15 protein-coding genes are annotated in these 17,725 nt (G+C 75.4%); 9 read left to right on the top strand and 6 right to left on the bottom strand.

Annotated features, from left to right (window positions below; genetic code table 11):
• Window positions 1-298: 298 nt before the first annotated feature.
• Window positions 299-1,258, top strand: a complete 960-nt coding sequence (locus E0L36_RS04855; RefSeq protein ID WP_180927582.1) for a GNAT family N-acetyltransferase — start codon at window positions 299-301, stop codon at window positions 1,256-1,258.
• A gap of 73 nt (window positions 1,259-1,331) precedes the next feature.
• Here E0L36_RS04855 and E0L36_RS04850 read toward each other — a convergent pair whose 3' ends face one another.
• The 5 genes from E0L36_RS04850 to E0L36_RS04830 form a co-directional block, all read right to left on the bottom strand.
• Window positions 1,332-1,910: a dihydrofolate reductase family protein gene (locus tag E0L36_RS04850; RefSeq protein WP_180927581.1), complete on the bottom strand. Its 579-nt coding sequence runs from the start codon at window positions 1,908-1,910 to the stop codon at window positions 1,332-1,334.
• Window positions 1,911-2,100: 190 nt separating this feature from the next.
• Entirely contained in the window at window positions 2,101-2,781 is a 681-nt protein-coding gene (locus tag E0L36_RS04845) for a response regulator transcription factor (protein WP_180927580.1), read from the bottom strand.
• Window positions 2,778-4,313, bottom strand: coding sequence for a sensor histidine kinase (locus E0L36_RS04840; RefSeq protein ID WP_180927579.1), 1,536 nt, complete (start codon window positions 4,311-4,313; stop codon window positions 2,778-2,780). The genes E0L36_RS04845 and E0L36_RS04840 overlap by 4 nt, the downstream gene beginning before the upstream one ends.
• 196 nt (window positions 4,314-4,509) lie before the next feature.
• Window positions 4,510-4,788, bottom strand: a complete 279-nt coding sequence (locus tag E0L36_RS04835; RefSeq protein WP_180927578.1) for a hypothetical protein — start codon at window positions 4,786-4,788, stop codon at window positions 4,510-4,512.
• Between the two features lie 82 nt (window positions 4,789-4,870).
• Complete coding sequence (locus E0L36_RS04830; protein WP_180927577.1) at window positions 4,871-5,659, bottom strand: PspA/IM30 family protein; 789 nt, start codon at window positions 5,657-5,659, stop codon at window positions 4,871-4,873.
• A 337-nt stretch (window positions 5,660-5,996) separates the two neighbouring features.
• Between E0L36_RS04830 and E0L36_RS04825 the strand changes: the two genes are divergently transcribed.
• Window positions 5,997-6,599 (top strand): DUF3043 domain-containing protein, encoded by a 603-nt coding sequence (locus tag E0L36_RS04825; protein WP_180927576.1) that lies wholly within the window; start codon window positions 5,997-5,999, stop codon window positions 6,597-6,599.
• Between the two features lie 23 nt (window positions 6,600-6,622).
• Entirely contained in the window at window positions 6,623-7,408 is a 786-nt protein-coding gene (locus E0L36_RS04820; protein ID WP_374705508.1) for a class I SAM-dependent methyltransferase, read from the top strand.
• A 226-nt stretch (window positions 7,409-7,634) separates the two neighbouring features.
• Here the strand turns inward: E0L36_RS04820 and E0L36_RS04815 are convergent, their stop codons facing one another.
• Window positions 7,635-7,850: a hypothetical protein gene (locus tag E0L36_RS04815; protein ID WP_180927575.1), complete on the bottom strand. Its 216-nt coding sequence runs from the start codon at window positions 7,848-7,850 to the stop codon at window positions 7,635-7,637.
• 83 nt (window positions 7,851-7,933) lie between these two features.
• On the opposite strand from E0L36_RS04815, the gene E0L36_RS04810 reads away from it, so the two are divergent.
• The 6 genes from E0L36_RS04810 to sucB all read left to right on the top strand — a co-directional run bounded on the left by E0L36_RS04810 (window position 7,934) and on the right by sucB (window position 17,551).
• Window positions 7,934-9,148, top strand: a complete 1,215-nt coding sequence (locus E0L36_RS04810; protein WP_180927574.1) for a bifunctional adenosylcobinamide kinase/adenosylcobinamide-phosphate guanylyltransferase — start codon at window positions 7,934-7,936, stop codon at window positions 9,146-9,148.
• Between the two features lie 299 nt (window positions 9,149-9,447).
• Entirely contained in the window at window positions 9,448-10,572 is a 1,125-nt protein-coding gene (locus E0L36_RS04805) for a nicotinate-nucleotide--dimethylbenzimidazole phosphoribosyltransferase (RefSeq protein ID WP_180927573.1), read from the top strand.
• A 491-nt stretch (window positions 10,573-11,063) separates the two neighbouring features.
• A complete protein-coding gene (locus tag E0L36_RS04800) occupies window positions 11,064-11,846 on the top strand; it encodes an adenosylcobinamide-GDP ribazoletransferase (RefSeq protein ID WP_308416634.1) in 783 nt (260 codons plus the stop codon).
• 244 nt (window positions 11,847-12,090) lie between these two features.
• Complete coding sequence (locus tag E0L36_RS04795; protein ID WP_180927572.1) at window positions 12,091-13,746, top strand: leucyl aminopeptidase; 1,656 nt, start codon at window positions 12,091-12,093, stop codon at window positions 13,744-13,746.
• Window positions 13,747-14,360: 614 nt separating this feature from the next.
• Entirely contained in the window at window positions 14,361-15,767 is a 1,407-nt protein-coding gene (gene lpdA / locus E0L36_RS04790; protein WP_180927571.1) for a dihydrolipoyl dehydrogenase, read from the top strand.
• 47 nt (window positions 15,768-15,814) lie between these two features.
• On the top strand, window positions 15,815-17,551 hold the full coding sequence (gene sucB, locus E0L36_RS04785; RefSeq protein WP_180927570.1) for a 2-oxoglutarate dehydrogenase, E2 component, dihydrolipoamide succinyltransferase: 1,737 nt from the start codon (window positions 15,815-15,817) through the stop codon (window positions 17,549-17,551).
• Window positions 17,552-17,725 lie beyond the last annotated feature (174 nt).

The following is a 17,725-nucleotide window of genomic DNA, read 5'->3' as shown; positions in this document are numbered from 1 at the left end:
ACTCTCCCTTCGGGGGAGAGTCAAGCAGCCGATGACTCCACCACGGGAGAGACGCCGTTCCCCCGAGGTGGGGCCACTGTCTTGAGCATCGCGATCCGCGACGGGCCGGTACGTTCGCCCGGGGTGAGGTGTACGGCATACGGCCCGTTGTCCCGCACCGACCGCGAAGCTCCGGCCGGACGCCGACGCCCGGCGGGTGCCCGGAGAGCGGGCCGCCCCGCGCCCGGCGGCGTTGCGGCCGCCGGGCTGGCCGTTCCGGGCGGGGTCGGGAGCGCGCGACCGGACGTACACTGCGCCGGTGCTGATCCGGCCGGTCCAGGACACTCCGGGCGACATCGCCGCCGTACGGTCCCTCATCCTCAACTCGTTCACCGATCCCGGGGCGCCGGGCGGAGCGCCCGACGCCGCCCGGATCGCCCGGCTCGACCAGACGGTCCGGCACCTGATCGTCACCGACCCGGGCGGCAGCTGGATCGCCGAGGCCGACGGCCCGGCGCTCGCCGCCACACCGGACGGCGGCGCGGCGGGCGAGGGGCAGCCGCCGGGCGCCGAGCCGGCGCGGCGGGTGGTGGGGGCCGCGCAGGCGCTGGTCCGGGAGGGGACGTGGGGGCTGGCGCTGCTCGCCGTCGTCCCCGGGGCCCAGGGCGACGGGATCGGTGGGGCGCTGCTGCGGCACGCGGTGCACCACGGGCGCGGCACGCTGCGCGGGCTGATATGCGTCTCCACACATCCGGCCGCGACCCGCGTCTACCGGCGCTACGGCTTCGACCTGCACCCGGCGATGCGGCTCCAGGGCCCTCTCGACCGGGCCCGGCTCGGCAGCCCGGAGCTTCCGGCGGACGGTGGCCCGGCGGTCGAGGGCAACTCCTCGCACCGGGACCTGCTGGACTCGGTCGACCGGCGGCTGCGCGGCGGCGCGCACGGCCCCGACCACGAGTTGCTGCTCCGCCACTTCCGGCTGGTCGTCGCGGACGATCTGGCGGGCAGCGGCTACTGCTACGTCCGGGAGGACGGGGACCGCGCCATGGTCGAGCTGCTCGCCGCGACCTCCCGCAGGGTGGCGACCCGGGTCCTCAGCTCGGCGCTGCTGCGGCTGCCGGAGGGAACCGAGGTGACGGTGGGGCGGCTGACGGCGGAGCAGCAGTGGGCGCTCGACGTGGGCTTCGCCGCCGGGCTCACCCTCGCGCCGGACGGCTTCGTCGGGGTGCGGGGGATGCGCGCCCCGGCTCCGTACATCCCCTCGGGCGCCTTCCTCTGAGCACCGGCGCCGGTGCCCCGGCCGGTGAACCGGCCCGCGCACGGGGCCGGTTCGGGTGATCTCGCCGGGTGGGTCAGTCGAGCCGCGCGTAGGACATGACGGCGACACCGCTGTCGTAGACCCGGCCCCCGATGGTGGTGAAGGGCCACGCGGAGTACTCCGCGTCGAACAGCGGAACGCCCGAGCCGATCGCGACCGGGTTGACCTTCAGCACGAGTTCGTCGATCTCCTCGCGGAGCGCGCCCGCGAGCTTTCCGCCGCCGCAGAGCCAGATCTCCATCCCGTCCTCCCGCTTCAGCTCGCGGACGAAGTCCACGGCGTCCCGGGAGACGACCTCCACGGCGGGGTCCGCCGCCTTCTCCAGGCTCCGGGACAGGACGTACTGCCGCAGGTGCGCGTAGGGGCTGGCGGCGCCGTCGCGCAGTCCGCGCTCGTAGGTGCCGCGCCCCATCAGCACGGTGTCGAAGCGGACGTTCTCGCGCTCCGCGAGGCCGGGCACGAGCCGCCGGTAGGCCGTGGGGACGGTCTCCGGCATCCGCGAGAGCGCCCAGGCGCCGTGATCCTCCCCCTCCAGGAACATGGAGTGGTCCGAGTCGGGCGAGGCGATGAAGCCGTCCAGAGTCGTCGCGACGAAGTACGTGAGCCGGCGCACGGGTGCCCCCTCGGGGAGTCGGTCGAGGACGCCGGGACATCCGGGACCGGCCCGGCGACGTCGCGGGAAGGCGCTCACCGTATACCCGAGGCGGACACGCGGGCGCGGCGGGCGGCCAACCGGGGAGGAGCCCCTGGGCAAGGCCCCGGGAGAGCCTTCGGGGGCTCCGCCACGGTCCGGGCGGCGGGCGCTATCCGCCGGGGCGCACCAGACCGCTCTCGTAGGCGGCCACCACCAGTTGCGCGCGGTCGCGCGCCCCCAACTTGCCCATGGTGCGGTTGACATGGGTCTTGATGGTGAGCGGGCTGACCGCGAGGCGGACGGCGATCTCGTCGTTGGAGAGCCCGCCCGCGACCAGGACCAGCACCTCACGCTCGCGCCCGGTCAGCGTGCTCAGCCCCGGCACCTCGCGGAACGGGCCGTCCGCCGGGTCGCCGCCGCCGCGCGCCAGGAAGGTCGAGATGAGGCCCCTGGTCGCGGCGGGCGAGAGCAGCGCCTCCCCGCGGGCGGCGGTGCGGATCGCGGCCAGCAGCTCGTCCGGCTCCGCGCCCTTGCCGAGGAAGCCCGCGGCGCCCGCGCGCAGCGCGTCGACGACGTACTCGTCGACCTCGAAGGTGGTGAGGATGACCACCCGCACCCCGGCGAGGGCCGGGTCGGCGCTGATCTCGCGGGTGGCGGTCAGTCCGTCGGTGCCGGGCATCCGGATGTCCATCAGCACCACGTCCGCGCCGCGCTCGCGCACCAGCGCCACCGCCTCCGCGCCGTCCGACGCCTCCCCCACCACCCGCATGTCCGGCTCGGAGTCGACGAGCACGGTGAAGGCGCTGCGCAGCAGCGCCTGGTCGTCGGCGAGCACCACCCGGGTCGTCACGCGCGTCTCCCCTTCCCCGCCGGTCCGTCGAGGGGCAACCGTACGCGGACCCGGAAGCCGCCACCGGCGAGCGGTCCCGTCTCGCACTCCCCGCCCAGGGCCGTCGCCCGCTCCCGCATCCCGAGCAGTCCGTGTCCGCCCTCCGGGGCGCGGGCGGCGGCGGCCCCCGCGGAGTCGGCGGCGCCCGCCCCGTCGTCCTCCACGATCACCTCCAGGGCGGCGCCGTCCCGGAGGATCGTCACCTCGGCGTGGGCGCCTCCGCCCGCGTGCTTCCAGACGTTGGTCAGCGCCTCCTGGACGACCCGGTAGGCGGCCAGATCGACGGCGGAGGGCAGCGGTTGCTCTCCGGCGGGCGCCCCGGCCGGGACGCCGCCCCCGGTGGACGGGGGCTCCGGCAGGGTCTCCGGGCTCCCCCGGCGCGGGGTGGGCACCGTCGGCCCGGCGGGGTCGACGGCCGTGGCGGGTCCGGCGGTCCGCGCGCCCCCGGAGCGCCCGGAGCGCCCGGCGGGCTCCGGTCTCGGCTCGGGCTCCGGCGGACCGGCGGATTCCGGCAGGTCGGGGGACGGCGGCGGCCCGGGGGACGGCTCGCTCGTCTCCCGGACCGCCGCGTCGTCCACCAGGGTCACCGAGAGCCCGGCCCGGGTGAAGCCCTCCAGCAGATCGCCCAGGACGTCGAGGCCCGGGGCGGGCTCGGTCGGCGCGGTGCTCTCCCCGGACTGCCGCAGGACGCCGACCGTCGTCTGGAGTTCGGCCAGCGCGTGCCGGCTCGCCTCCCGTACGTGGGCCAGCGCCTGTTTCGCCTGGTCCGGGCGGCGGTCCAGAACGTGGGACGCCACCCCGGCCTGCACGTTGACCAGCGCGATGTGGTGGGCGACCACGTCGTGCAGCTCCCGGGCGATGCGCATGCGCTCCTCCGCGACCCGCCGCCGCGCCTCCTCCTCACGGGTGCGCTCGGCGCGCTCCGCCCGCTCCCGGATGGCGTCCACCGCGGCGCGGCGGCTGCGGACGGCCTCGCCCGCCGCCGCGGCCATGCCCGTCCACGCGAATATGCCGAGATTCTCCTGGGCGTACCAGGGACGGGCGCCGAACAGCATGCCCGCGCCGGTGACCACCAGGACCGTCGCCGCCCCCAACCGCCAGCTGGTTCCGCGGTCGGTGCGGTCCGCGACGGTGTACAGCGCGACGGCGGCGGCCAGCACGATCGGCGCCCGCTCGGAGGCGGCGCCGGTGCCGGGGGCGAGCGCGAAACCCGCGACCGTCACCAGACAGGTGACCGCCAGCACCCGGCGCGGCGCCCGGCGCCGCAGCACCAGCACGCCGCAGGCGAGGGCGGCCAGCAGCACCGTCTGGGCGTTCAGCTCACGCTCACCGAAGCCGGGCTGGCCGTCCGGGCCGTGGGGTTCGGTGGCGGCGCCGACCAGGATGAGGGCGAAGGCCACCACCGCCAGCAGGCCGTCCACTCCGTAGGGGTGTCCGCCCAGCCAGGCGCGCGCCGCCGCCGTCCGGCCGGTGCGTTCCGGCGGGGCGTTCACCGCGCCTCCGGCGCGCCAGGCCGGGGTGCGGCGGCCGCCGCGCCGAGGGGGCACACGGGGCGGCCGCGACGGGACGGCGGGGCGGGTCCGGAGACCGCCGATACGGGCTGGGCGGCGGGTACGGCGGTGACCGTGGCGGTGGACCAGGCGGGGGAACGGGAGGAGGGCCGCCGGAGGCGGATGGTGTTCAGGGTCGTCAGCCCGGGATGAGCCCGTCGTCACCCAGCATGTCCCGCACTTCCTCCAGGGACGCGTCGGCGGCGGGCAGGATCAGCTCGGAGGGTTCCAGGGCGTCGGCGGGCAGCGGGGTGCCAAGGCGGTGCACCGCCTCCAGCAGGGCGGCGAGGGTTCGGCGGAAGCCCTCCCCGTCCCCCGCCTCCATCTCCGCGAGCAGTTCGTCGTCCAGCTTGTTCAGCTCGGTGAAGTGGCTGTCGTCCAGCTTCACCTGGCCTTCCCCCATGACCCGTACGATCATGTCGTTCTCCTTCTGGCACGGTGCACCGCGCCCACGGGGTGCGGCGGTCGCGGGACGCGCGGTGGGCACGCCACCACGCGGATCACTGCTTGTCGAACCGGGGGCTCTGCTGCGCCTGCGGGGACTGCTCCTCCTGCTGGGCGCCGCCCTCGATGGCCTGCGGACCGCCGGTCGCGCTGCCGCCTGACAGCTCGGCCTTCATCCGCTCCAGCTCCAGCTCGACGTCCGAGCCGCCGGAGATGCGGTCCAGCTCGGCGGTGAGGTCGTCCTTCGCCATGCCCGTCGGGTCGTTGAGCGCGCCGGACGCCAGGAGTTCGTCGATCGCGCCGGAGCGGGCCTGCATCTGCGCCGTCTTGTCCTCGGCGCGCTGCACGGCCATGCCGACGTCGCCCATCTCCTCGGAGATGCCGCTGACCGCCTCGCCGATCCGGGTCTGCGCCTGGGCGGCGGTGTAGGTGGCCTTGATCGTCTCCTTCTTGGTGCGGAAGGCGTCGACCTTGGCCTGGAGGCGCTGGGCCGCGAGCGTCAGCTTCTCCTCCTCGCCCTGGAGGGTCTGGTGCTGCGTCTCCAGGTCGGAGACCTGCTGCTGGAGCGCCGCCCGCCGGGACAGCGCCTCCCGCGCCAGGTCCTCACGGCCGAGCGCCAGCGCCTTCTTGCCCTGGTCCTCCAGCTTGGAGGACTGCGAGCGCAGCTGGCCGAGCTGGAGTTCCAGCCGCTTGCGGGAGGTGGCCACGTCAGCCACCCCGCGCCGCACCTTCTGGAGCAGCTCCAGCTGCTTCTGGTAGGAGTAGTCGAGCGTCTCGCGCGGGTCCTCGGCCCGGTCCAGGGCCTTGTTGGCCTTCGCGCGGAAGATCATTCCCATACGCTTCATGACACCGCTCATGGGCCTCGCGCGCCCCCTTCGTAACGGACTCAAGCCTCAGCACGTCTACCGCCCCCCAGCCTACGGGGCCTGCCTCCATTACCGCACTGTTCGGGTACGGAACGGCTCCTCCCCAAGGACGATCGCCGCCCAGGCCCCTCCAGCGCAGGGAGGAGGGAGGCGAACAGGGTGACACCGGAGACGGCCGGGGTGCGGGTCCGGCGCCGGGAGCGGGCGTCGGCGCGGCCTCGCCCGGGCCGGCGCCGGGAGGACGGCGCGGCGGGTGTTGCCGGATCGTGCCCCTGGGGGCTGGGGCCGACACCAGCGCACACCGTACTCTTGAGGTGTGTTCCGAAGCCGTTCGAAAGACGGGCAGGCCGCGACCACCCAGGTGAACGACGCAGCCGAGCCCCAGTCCGATACCCGCGATCCCGAGGCGCCCAAGGGCCGCCCCACGCCGAAGCGCAGCGAGGCGGAGGCGCAGCGCCGCGCCCTGGCGAAGCCGCCCGCCAACCGGAAGGAGGCGGCGAAGCGCCAGCGGCAGGAGCGCCGCACCAGCATGGCCAAGCAGCGCGAGGCGCTGGCCACCGGTGACGAGCGCTATCTCCCCCCGCGCGACAAGGGGCCGGTGCGGCGCTTCGTGCGGGACTTCGTCGACTCGAAGTGGGCGGTGGCCGAGTTCTTCCTGCCGTTCGCCGTGGTCATCCTGATCCTCAGCATGATGCCGTCGATGGCGATGCGGAATCTCTCCCTGCTGTTCTGGCTGCTGCTGATCGTCCTGATCGTGGTGGACTCCTTCGTCACGGCGTTCCGGCTGAAGAAGCGGCTGCGGGAGCGCTTCCCAGACGAGCACAAGAAGGGCGCCGTGGCCTACGCCCTGATGCGGACGCTCCAGATGCGCCGGATGCGTCTGCCCAAGCCGCAGGTCGCCCGCGGCGAGAAGCCCTGAACGCGCTGAACGCCGTGAACGCCGTGAACGCCGTGAACAGAGCCGGCCCCGCGTCGCTGATCCGGCAGGAGGTCGTCGCGCGCCAGCTGGAGCTGGAGATCGCGGAGCACTTCCCGGTGGGTCGGCGGCTGCGGGTGCTCGACACGGGCCTCGGCGACGGGGACCAGGCGCTCCGCCTGGCCCGCGCCGGGCACACCGTCACGGGCCTGGAGTCCGACCCCGCGCTGCTGGCCGGGGTGCGGGAGGCGCTGGAGCGGGAGCCGGAGGGGATCAGGGAGCGGGTTCGGGTGGTCGCGGGCAGTGGCCAGGACACCGGCGCGCACTTCCTGCCGGGCTCCTTCGACGTGGTGCTCCGCCACGGCCCGGCGCTGGCCACCGGCAACGCGGACACCACCCTCGCGGGGGTGGCCCGGGTCCTCGGGCCCGGCGGTCTGCTCTCCCTGCTGATCGAGAACGAGGCGGCGCGCGCCATGGAGCCGGGCCACCTCGGTGACTGGCCGACCGCGCTCGCCGCGCTGGAGGGCGCGGGGTCCGCCGAGGGGGCGAGCCCGGTCGCGGCGCCGGGGCCGGAGGCGCTCGCCGCCGCGCTGTCCGGGCTCGGCACCCCGCTGACCCGCTGGTACGGGGTGCAGGTGTTCACCGGCGCGGAGGCCGTGGTGGACGACGAGCGCGCGGTGGACGCCGAGGAGCTGGCCGGGCGCACCGATCCGTACCGGGGGGTGGCGCGGCTGCTGCACGTCTGCGGGACCCGCCCGAGCGGGGAGGCCGACCGCGACCCCTCCGACGGGGGCCACGAGAACCGCGCCTGAGACGCCCGGGCCGGAGCGCTGGGCGGACCGCCGCGCTGGGAAGGTCTCGAACCGGGCGGGGACGTCCGGGGCCTGGGACGTCCGGGTTCGCGAGTCCGGGCCTGACGGGAGCGCGCCACCGGGCACCGCGCGCTCCCCGTCCACCGGGGCCCACCGGCTCCGCCCACCGGGGGCCCACCGGGACCGCCCGGCCCGGCCGACGGATCCGCGGGCCGGACCGACGGGGCTAGGCCTCCGGCTCCGCTCCGCTGAGCGGCATCGGCCCGTACACCTGGGTGTCGTCGTTCAGCAGGGTCACCTGATCGGTTCCGCCGTCCAGCAGCTCCTGCCAGCACTCGCCGATCCAGGACTCGGCGTCCCCCTGGGTCGGGAACTCCTCCGGCTGGACCGCGGGTTCCGTCCGCGTGCCGTCCGACTTCTCAAACCGCCAGGTCCACGCCATCTGTACCTCCCGAGATCGGCTGCGTCAGCCCGCAGGGTAGTCCCCCGTGGGCGTCGGCCGCCGGGCCACGAGACGATCGGGGGGTGGAACTCACTCTGCTCGGCACCGGCGCTCCCGCCGGTCTACCCCGCGCCGGCTGCCCCTGCGCCGCCTGTGCCACCGCCGTCGGGGAGGAGGCGCGAGCCGCCACCGCCCTGCTGGTCGACGGCGTACTGCTGCTCGACCTGCTCCCGGGGCCGGCGTTCGCCGCCGCCCGTGCCGGTCAGTCGCTCCAGGGCGTGCGTCAGGTGGTGCTCTCCCACCCGCACGACGGTCCCGCGCTGGAGATCCCCGCCGGGCTCCCGGCCCCGGTGCGCGTCCCGGACCGGCAGGAGCTGGCGCTCATCAGCGGGCACCGGGTACGGGCGCTGGCGCTGGACTCGCCGGGCACCGGCTACCTGGTGACCGGCCCGGAGGGGGAACGGCTGCTGTACCTGCCGCCCCGCGCCGCGCCCGCCGGGCTCGACGAGCACTCCGTGGAGGGCGGCGAGCGGCCGTGCGACCTGGTCCTGCTGGACGTCGTACGGCGTCCCGAGGCGCTGGCGCGGCTGCGCGCGGCCGGGCTGGTGGGCCCCGCGACGGACGTGCTCGCCGTGCACCTCGGCCACGAGGTGCCGCCGGGGCCGGAGGTTCACCGCCAAGTGGCCGCCGCCGGAGCCCGCGCGGTGCCTGACGGCACCACCCTGGAGGTGGGCGCCTACCAGGAGGTTCCCGATCTGCCCCGGCGCACCCTGGTGCTGGGGGGCGCCCGCTCCGGCAAGTCCGCGGAGGCGGAGCGGCGGCTGGCCACCTTCCCCGGGGTCACCTACGTCGCCACCGGCGGGAACCGCCCCGGCGACGCGGACTGGGCCGCCCGGATCGCCGCCCACCGGGAGCGGCGTCCCCCGTCCTGGCGCACCGAGGAGACCTGCGACCTGGTGCCGCTGCTCACGGCGGACGGCCCCCCGCTGCTCGTCGACTGCCTCGCGCTCTGGCTCACGCACACGATGGACGCCGTCCGCGCGTGGGACGACACCCTCTGGCAGAACGGCGGGTCTCGCGAACTGACGGAGCGCACCACGGAGTTGGTCGCGGCGCTGCGCACCACCTCCCGCACGGTGGTGCTGGTGAGCAACGAGGTCGGCTCGGGCGTGGTGCCCTCGACCCCGGCGGGCCGCCGCTTCCGGGACGAACTCGGGCGGCTGAACGCGACGGTCGCCGCGGAGTGCGAACACGTCCTCCTCGCGGTGGCGGGCACGGTCCTCCGGCTGCGCGGCTGACGGCTCGCGCGGACCACCCGCTGACCACCACGTGACCGCCCCTACCTGACGGCTCCCGCCGCGCGAGGCCGCCCGCGCCCCCGGCACGCGGGGTTGACGGCCGCGCCGCCCACCGCCGCGTACCGTCCGGCACCCGGGCCGCGCAGGGCTCCACTGCCGCCCACGGTGCCCAACTCCGGCTGAGGGCAGAGGCGTTCGGGGTATTCGCCGGAGTGGGAACGCGTGGCCGGTCCGGCGGTGGGAGGACGCCCTGGGTGGCGAAGGCCCCGGCCCGGGGTGGTGCCGTACGCTTCGCCAGCATGAGTGATCGCAGCCTCGACCTGGACGACTTCACCGACCTCATCGAGCGTCCCCAGGGCAGCCTCCGCCGGGCGTCGGAGGCGCGGCGGGAGCGGATGGTGGTGCCCCCCGGGGCGCTGGGACGGCTGGACGACCTCGGCGAGTGGCTGAGCACCGCCCAGGGGCAGGTGCCGGTTCGCCCGATCGTCCAGCCCCGCGCGGTGGTGTTCGCCGGGGACCACGGGATCGCCGAACTCGACGTCTCGGCGCGGGCCGCCGGTTCGGCGCACCAGCTGGTGCGCGAGGCGCTGGACGGCACCTCCCCCGCCGCGATCCTGGCGCGCGGCCAGCAGGTGCCGGTTCGGATGGTCGACATGGCGCTGGACTGCGACCCGGGGACGCTGCCCGCCGAGGTGACCCGCTACCGGGTGCGGCGCTCCTCCGGCCGCTTCGACCGCGAGCCCGCGCTCACCGAGGAGGAGGCGGAGCAGGCCTTCCGCACGGGCATGGCCCTCGCCGACGAGGAGGCCGACCGCGGCACCGACCTGGTGCTGCTGGGCGATCTGAGCGTGGGCGGCACCGCCGCCGCGGGCACCCTGGTGGCCGCGCTCTGCGGCACCGACGCCTCCGTCGTCACCGGGCGCGGGGGCGGCGGGATCGACGATCTGGCCTGGATGCGCAAGTGCGCGGCCATCCGGGACGGGCTGCGCCGCGCGCGTCCGCTGCTCGGGGACCAGTTGCGGCTGCTCGCCGCCGTCGGGGGCGCGGACCTCACCGCGATCACCGGCTTCCTGCTCCAGTCCGCGGTCCGCCGTACTCCGGTGGTGCTGGACGGCGTGGTGTCGGCGGCGTGCGCGCTGGTCGCGCAGCGGGTCGCCTTCCGGGCTCCCGACTGGTGGCTGGCCGGGCAGGCCGGCGGGGAACCCGCGCAGGCCAGGGCGCTCGACCGGATGGCCATCGAACCGCTCCTCGACCAGCGGATCGCGGTCGGCGGCGGCACCGGCGCACTGCTCGCCTTCCCCCTGGTGCGGGCCGCCGCCCAGCTGTCCGCCGAACTCCCCGAGCGGGACGAGGAGTCGGAGCCGGAGGAGGCGGAGGCGTCCGGCGACCAGCCCGGTCCGGACATCTCCTACGACGCCACCTGACGAGCGGCGGCGGTACGGGCGGGCCGGGGCGGCGCGCGCCCGTCGGCGGCTGACCGTTCCGCCCGTCCCGCTGGCCCGGGCGCGGGGGCGGCTAGGGTGGCCGGTCGATGCAGCCCCCACCGACCCCGCCGACCCAGCCCATGCCGCCCGGTGACCCCGATGAGCCCGGTGGCCCCGGCGGCACCGGCCTCCCCGGGCCACCGGACCAGCCACCGGGCACTCCGCCCGTTCCGCGCACCCCGCCCGGCGAGCCGCCCCGGCCGGTGGGGGACGCCGCCGAACTCCCCCACGACACCCGGCTCCCCGAGACGGCCGAGGAGCCGACGCCGCCGACCGGCCCCCCGGCCGCGCCCACTCCGGTCCCCCCGTCCTCCCCTCCCTCCCTTCCTCCACCCCCTCCGCCCCCTCCGCCGTCGAATCCCCCGAGCCCGCCGGGGGCAGGACCGGAGCCAGCGGACCCCGCGCACGCCGGGGAACGACCTGACCCCGAGGTGCCCCCTGCCGCGTCGGACGGGGCGCGGTTCGCCTTCGGCACGCTGACGGTGCTGCCGGTGCGGGTGCGCCGGTGGGACCGGGAGGCGGCGCGGGGCGGCATGCTCTGCGCCCCGCTCGCCGGGGTCGTCGTCGGGCTCTGCGCCGCCGCGCTGGGAGGGCTGCTGTCGGTGCTGGGCGCCGGTCCGCTGGTCGCGGCGGTGGCGACGGTCGCGGTGCCCGCCGCGCTGACCCGGGGCCTGCACCTGGACGGACTCGCGGACACCGCCGACGGGTTGGGCAGCGGCAAGCCGCCGCCGGAGGCGCTGCGCGTGATGCGCCGGTCGGACGTCGGCCCGTTCGGCGTGGTTGCCCTGCTGCTGGTGCTACTCGCGCAGATCGCCACGGTCGGCGAACTGTACGCGGACGGCTGGGCGGTGGGGGCGCTCGGCTTCGCGGCTGCCTCGGCCGTGGGCCGCGCCGCGCTCACCCTCGCCGCCCGCGCCGGGGTGCCCGCCGCGCGGCCCGACGGGCTCGGCGCCGTCGTCGCCGGAACGGTGCCGGGCCGCGCGGCCGTCGCGCTCGCCGCCGGGGTGACGCTGGGCTGCGCGGGCGCGGCCGCCGCCGTGCTGGGCGCCGCCAGCGCCGCGCCCCACGCGCTGGCGGCGCTGGCCGGACTGGGCGCGGCGGAGGCGCTCGCGCGGCACTGCCGTCGCCGGCTCGGCGGGATGAGCGGGGACGTGTTCGGGGCGCTCTGCGAGACGGCGGTGACGGCGGCCCTGCTCGTGCTGGTCCTGGGGTGAGCCGGTCGAACCCCCGCCCCGGCCCGCGCGTCACTCCTCCCCCGCCGTATCTCCGGGCGCTAGGCGGCGGCACGCTCAGCGCGCCGGGCGGATGAGCCGTACCCGTACCGTCCGGGCCCGGAGCACACGGCGACGGCGACGGCGAGCGGGCGGGCCGGACGCCCCCGCGCTGGCGAGGGCGGGTGACCGACGGTGCGCCGACCGTCGCGGGGCCACTCACCGCCGGGCCCCGGCCGGGCATACGATGCCCGAAGTGCCCGGAAGCACGTACCCCCCACGCAACTTCCAACGGAAGAAGGACTGTTCCACCGTGTCTGCACCGACTGCACCGACCGCACTCACTCTCAGTACCTCGTCCGTCGCGACACTGCGCGCGGACGCCGTCGTCATCGGCGTCGTCAAGGGGCGGAAGGGGCCCGCTGTCGCTTCGGGTGGCGAGGCCGTCGACGAAGCGTTCGGCGGCGGGCTCACCGCCGCGCTGGACGCCCTGGGCGTGAGCGGCGCCGAGGCCGAGGTCGTCAAGCTCCCCGCCCCGGCGGACGGCGTGAAGGCCCCGGTGGTGCTGGCCGTGGGGCTGGGCGACGCCCCGGGCAAGCGGGAGTCGTACGGCCTGGAGGCGCTGCGCCGGGCGGCCGGAGCGGCGGCGCGCGCGCTGGCCGGGTCGAAGAAGGCGGCGTTCGCACTGCCGGTGGAGGACGCGGAGGCGGTGTGCGCGGTCGCGGAGGGCGCGCTGCTCGGCTCGTACTCCTTCGTCCCGGGCAGGGGCCTGCCAGGGGTGCCGAGCCTGTCCGAGGTGGCGCGCGGCAAGGGCTCCGGCGGTGGCAAGGACGGCGGCCGCACGGCGCCGCTCGCCGAGGTCGCGATCCTCGGCGCGAAGCCGCGGGACAAGGCGCACAAGGCGGCGGCGGAGCGCGCCCAGGTGCTCGGGTACGAGATCAACCGGGCCCGGGACCTGATCAACCTGCCGCCGAACGAGCTGACGCCACGGACCTTCGCCGACCACGCCAGGACGGCCGCCGAGGAACACCGGCTGGAGTACGCGGTCCTGGACGAGAAGAAGCTGCTCAAGGACGGCTACGGCGGGATCATGGGCGTCGGGCAGGGTTCGCAGAACCCGCCGCGGCTGGTCCGGATCGCCTACACACACCCCGCGGCGGAGCGCACCCTCGCGCTGGTCGGCAAGGGGATCACGTACGACTCGGGCGGCCTGTCGCTGAAGCCCCCGGGGCACAACGAGACGATGAAGTGCGACATGAGCGGCGCCGCCGCCGTGCTCGCGGCGACGGTGGCCGTCGCCCGGCTGGGGCTGCCGGTCAACATCACCGGCTGGCTGGCCCTCGCGGAGAACATGCCCTCCGGCGCGGCGGTGCGCCCCGGTGACGTGCTGACGATGTACGGCGGCACCACCGTCGAGGTGCTGAACACCGACGCCGAGGGGCGCCTGGTGATGGCGGACGCGCTGACCAGGGCGTGCGAGGAGGAGCCCACCTCGATCGTCGACGTGGCCACGCTGACCGGGGCGATGGTGCTCGCCCTCGGCCAGCGCACCTTCGGCGTGATGGGCAACGACGAGGCGTTCCGCACGGCCGTGGTCGAGACGGCGGACGAGGCGGGCGAGGACTCCTGGCCGATGCCGATGCCCGGGCACCTGCGCAAGGCGATGGACTCGCAGGTCGCCGACTTCTCCAACATGGGCGAGCGGCCGGGGAACGGGCTGCTGGCCGGGATCTTCCTCAAGGAGTTCATCCCCGAGGACCTGCCCTGGGCGCACCTGGACATCGCGGGTCCGGCGTTCAACGAGTCGGGCCCGTACGGCTACACGCCGAAGGGCGGCACCGGTTCCGGGGTGCGGACGCTGGTCCGGCTGGCCGAGCGGGCCGCGGACGGCGAGCTGGGCTGAGCGGACGGCGAGTTGGACCGGGCCCGGCCGGGGCTCGCTGGGCCGCCCACGTGCCCACGGGACCGCGCCGGGTCCGCTGGCCCGAACCGGACCGGACCGAACGGCACCGACCCCGACCGAAGCACCGACCGAAGCGGCGCTGAAGCGATCTGAACCGATCTGAACAGCGCTGAACTGTCCCGAACGGCGCTGGAACGGACTGAACCGGCGTGAACCAACCGAACCGCGATGAACCGAGCCGAACCGCGTGTTCCCGGCGCCCCCGTGAGGTCACGTCCACGACCCCGTGGGGGCGCCGGTCCGTCGTACCCGGTCCCGTCGCGCCCGGTCGTGTGGGCCCGTCGCGCGGGGGCGTCCCGGCGGCGATCGCCAGCGGACGGTGGCCGAGGGCGGATCGGGGCGGGTGGTGGTCGCCACACCGGTGATCGCTACCGGCGAACGGACTCGTACCAGCCGGTATCCCGGCCCCGCGTCCCGCTCCTCGCCGACTAGTGCGAAGATGGATCCTCGGCAGGACAGGGCCCCGAACGGCTTCACCATGAGCCGACACCAGGGCCGTGCGAACAGCGGCCGAGACAGCCAACCGGTCAGAGGAGACCGGCTCCGGCGTACCCATGCATGGAGGACGTGACGTGGCGAAAGACGCCAGCACCGTTTTCGACCTAGTGATCCTCGGGGGAGGGAGCGGTGGCTACGCCGCCGCCCTGCGCGCCGCGCAGCTGGGTCTGGACGTGGCCCTGATCGAGAAGGACAAGCTGGGCGGCACCTGCCTGCACTACGGGTGTATTCCCACCAAGGCGCTGCTGCACGCCGGGGAACTGGCGGACCAGGCGCGCGAGGGTGCCGAGTGCGGGGTGAAGACCACCTTCGACGGCATCGACATGGCCGGTGTGCACAAGTACAAGGACGGCGTGGTCTCCGGGCTGTACAAGGGCCTTCAGGGTCTGATGGCCAGCCGAAAGGTCACCGTGGTCGAGGGCGCGGGCTACCTCTCCTCCCCCACCTCGGTCGACGTGAACGGCCAGCGGTACGAGGCCCGCCACATCCTGCTGGCCACCGGCTCGGTCCCGAAGACCCTGCCGGGGCTGGAGATCGACGGCGAGCGGATCATCTCCTCCGACCACGCGCTGCTGCTGGACCGGGTCCCGAAGTCGGCCATCGTGCTCGGCGGCGGGGTCATCGGCGTCGAGTTCGCCTCCGCCTGGAAGTCCTTCGGCACCGACGTGACCGTCATCGAGGGCCTCAAGCACCTGGTCCCCGCGGAGGACGAGAACAGCTCCAAGCTGCTGGAGCGGGCGTTCCGGAAGCGCGGCATCGGCTTCAACCTCGGCACCTTCTTCGAGAAGGCCGAGTACACGGCGGACGGCGTCAAGGTGACGCTGGCCGACGGCAAGGAGTTCGAGGCCGAGCTGCTGCTGGTGGCCATCGGCCGCGGCCCCGTCTCGGAGGGCCTGGGGTACGAGGCGGCCGGCGTCGCGACCGACCGCGGTTACGTCCTGGTCGACGAGTACTGCCGCACCAACGTGCCGACGATCTCGGCGGTGGGCGACCTCGTCCCGACCCTCCAGCTGGCGCACGTCGGCTACGCGGAGGGCATCATGGTCGCGGAGCGGCTCGCGGGTCTCAACCCGGTGCCGGTCGACTACGACGGCGTTCCGCGGGTGACGTACTGCCACCCGGAGGTCGCGTCCGTCGGGATGACCGAGGCGAAGGCCAAGGAGGTGTACGGCGCGGACAAGGTCGTCACCCTGAAGTACAACCTCGCCGGGAACGGCCGCAGCAAGATCCTGAAGACCACGGGTGAGATCAAGCTCGTCCAGGTCCGCGACGGTGCCGTGGTCGGCGTCCACATGGTCGGTGACCGGATGGGCGAGCAGGTCGGAGAGGCCCAGCTGATCTACAACTGGGAGGCGCTGCCCGCCGAGGTCGCGCAGCTCATCCACGCTCACCCGACGCAGAGCGAGGCGATGGGCGAGGCTCATCTCGCCCTCGCCGGCAAGCCGCTGCACGCTCACGACTGAGTACCGGGCGCACCCATCCGCACATCCCGTAAGGAGCAACCGAAACCATGGCGGTTTCCGTAACCCTGCCGGCGCTCGGCGAGAGCGTCACCGAGGGCACCGTCACCCGCTGGCTGAAGGCCGAGGGTGAGCACGTAGAGGCCGACGAGCCGCTGCTGGAGGTCTCCACCGACAAGGTCGACACCGAGATCCCGGCCCCGGCCTCCGGCATCCTGGCCTCCATCAAGGTCGCCGAGGACGAGACGGTGGAGGTCGGCGCCGAGCTGGCCCTCATCGACGACGGTTCGGGCGCGCCCGCCGCGGCGCCCGCGCCCGCCGCCGAACCGGCCCCGGCCGCGCAGCCCGAGGCCGCTCCGGCCCCCGCCGCGCAGCCCGAGCCCACCCCCGCCCCGGCCGCCGAGGCGGGCGGCTCCGGTGCCTCCGGCACCGACGTGGTGCTGCCCGCGCTGGGCGAGTCGGTCACCGAGGGCACCGTCACCCGCTGGCTGAAGCAGGTCGGCGAGGAGGTGCAGGCCGACGAGCCGCTGCTGGAGGTCTCCACCGACAAGGTCGACACCGAGATCCCGGCGCCCGCCTCCGGCACCCTGCTGGAGGTCGTGGTCGGCGAGGACGAGACGGCGGAGGTCGGCGCGAAGCTGGCCGTCATCGGCGTCTCCGGCGCCGCCCCGGCCGCCCCCGCCGCCCCGGCGGCTCCCGCCCCGGCTCCGGAGCCCACCCCGGCACCGCAGCCCGCGGCGGCTCCGGCGCCCGCACCGGCCCCGGCCGCTCCGGCGGCGCCCGCGCAGCCCGCTCCGGCACCGGCGCCCGCCCCCGCGGCCGCCGCGCCCCAGCAGGCTCCGGCGCCGAGCGCCAGCGAGACGGAGGGCGCGTACGTCACCCCGCTGGTGCGGAAGCTCGCGGCGGAACACGGCGTCAACCTGGCCTCGGTGAAGGGCACCGGCGTCGGTGGCCGGATCCGCAAGCAGGACGTGGTCGCGGCCGCCGAGGCGGCGAAGGCGCAGCCGACGCAGGCTCCGGCCGCCGCGTCGAGCCGTCCGCAGTCGCCGACGCTGACGCCGTCCCCGCTGCGCGGGCAGACGGTGAAGATGCCGCGCATGCGCAAGCTCATCGCGCAGAACATGATGAAGGCGCTGCACAGCCAGGCGCAGCTGTCCACCGTCGTCGAGGTGGACGTCACGCGGATCATGCGGCTGCGGGCGCGGGCCAAGGAGAGCTTCGCGGCCCGCGAGGGCGTCAAGCTCTCCCCGATGCCGTTCTTCGTGCAGGCGGCGGCGGAGGCGCTGAAGGCGCACCCGGCGGTCAACTCCCGGCTGAACGACGACGGCACCATCACCTACCACGACGTCGAGAACATCGGCATCGCGGTGGACTCCGAGAAGGGGCTGATGGTCCCGGTCATCAAGGAGGCCGGGAACCTCAACCTCGCGGGGATCGCGCGGAAGACCTCCGAGCTGGCCAAGAAGGTCCGCGAGGGCGGTCTGGGCCCGGACGACATGGCCGGTGGCACCTTCACCATCAGCAACACCGGTTCGCGCGGCGCCCTGTTCGACACGATCATCGTCAACTACCCGCAGGTCGCCGAGCTGGGCATCGGGGCGACGGTCCGCCGTCCGATGGTCATCGACCACCCGGAGCTGGGCGAGACCATCGCGATCCGCGACATGGTGTACCTGACGCTCTCCTACGACCACCAGATGGTGGACGGGGCGGACGCGGCCCGGTACCTCAACGACGTGAAGGCCCGTCTGGAGGCCGGTGAGTTCGAGGGCGAGCTGGGTCTCTGACCCGTCGCGCGGGCTCCGCACACGGCGGCCCCGTCCGGTCACGTACCGGGCGGGGCCGCCGACGTCCGCGCGGGCGGACGCGCCGGAGGACGCGGGCGCGGGGCGATACCGCCACGGTCACGCACACCGCCGCGGGCTCGCGCGCGGACGCGGGCACGCGTACGGACCGGACGG

Source organism: Streptomyces sp. AJS327 (assembly GCF_013450295.1).
Lineage (GTDB): Bacteria > Actinomycetota > Actinomycetes > Streptomycetales > Streptomycetaceae > Streptomyces.
The sequence above is the reverse complement of the archived record's forward strand: the minus strand, read 5'-3'. Positions and strand labels throughout refer to the sequence as shown.

Coding starts and splice junctions, on each gene's coding strand:
- E0L36_RS04815 (WP_180927575.1), bottom strand. CDS start 7,850: ATGGCGTGGACCTGGCGGTTTGAGAAGTCGGACGGCACGCGGACGGAA.
- E0L36_RS04835 (WP_180927578.1), bottom strand. CDS start 4,788: ATGATCGTACGGGTCATGGGGGAAGGCCAGGTGAAGCTGGACGACAGC.
- lpdA (WP_180927571.1), top strand. CDS start 14,361: ATGCATGGAGGACGTGACGTGGCGAAAGACGCCAGCACCGTTTTCGAC.
- E0L36_RS04805 (WP_180927573.1), top strand. CDS start 9,448: ATGAGTGATCGCAGCCTCGACCTGGACGACTTCACCGACCTCATCGAG.
- E0L36_RS04830 (WP_180927577.1), bottom strand. CDS start 5,659: ATGAAGCGTATGGGAATGATCTTCCGCGCGAAGGCCAACAAGGCCCTG.
- sucB (WP_180927570.1), top strand. CDS start 15,815: ATGGCGGTTTCCGTAACCCTGCCGGCGCTCGGCGAGAGCGTCACCGAG.
- E0L36_RS04795 (WP_180927572.1), top strand. CDS start 12,091: ATGCCCGAAGTGCCCGGAAGCACGTACCCCCCACGCAACTTCCAACGG.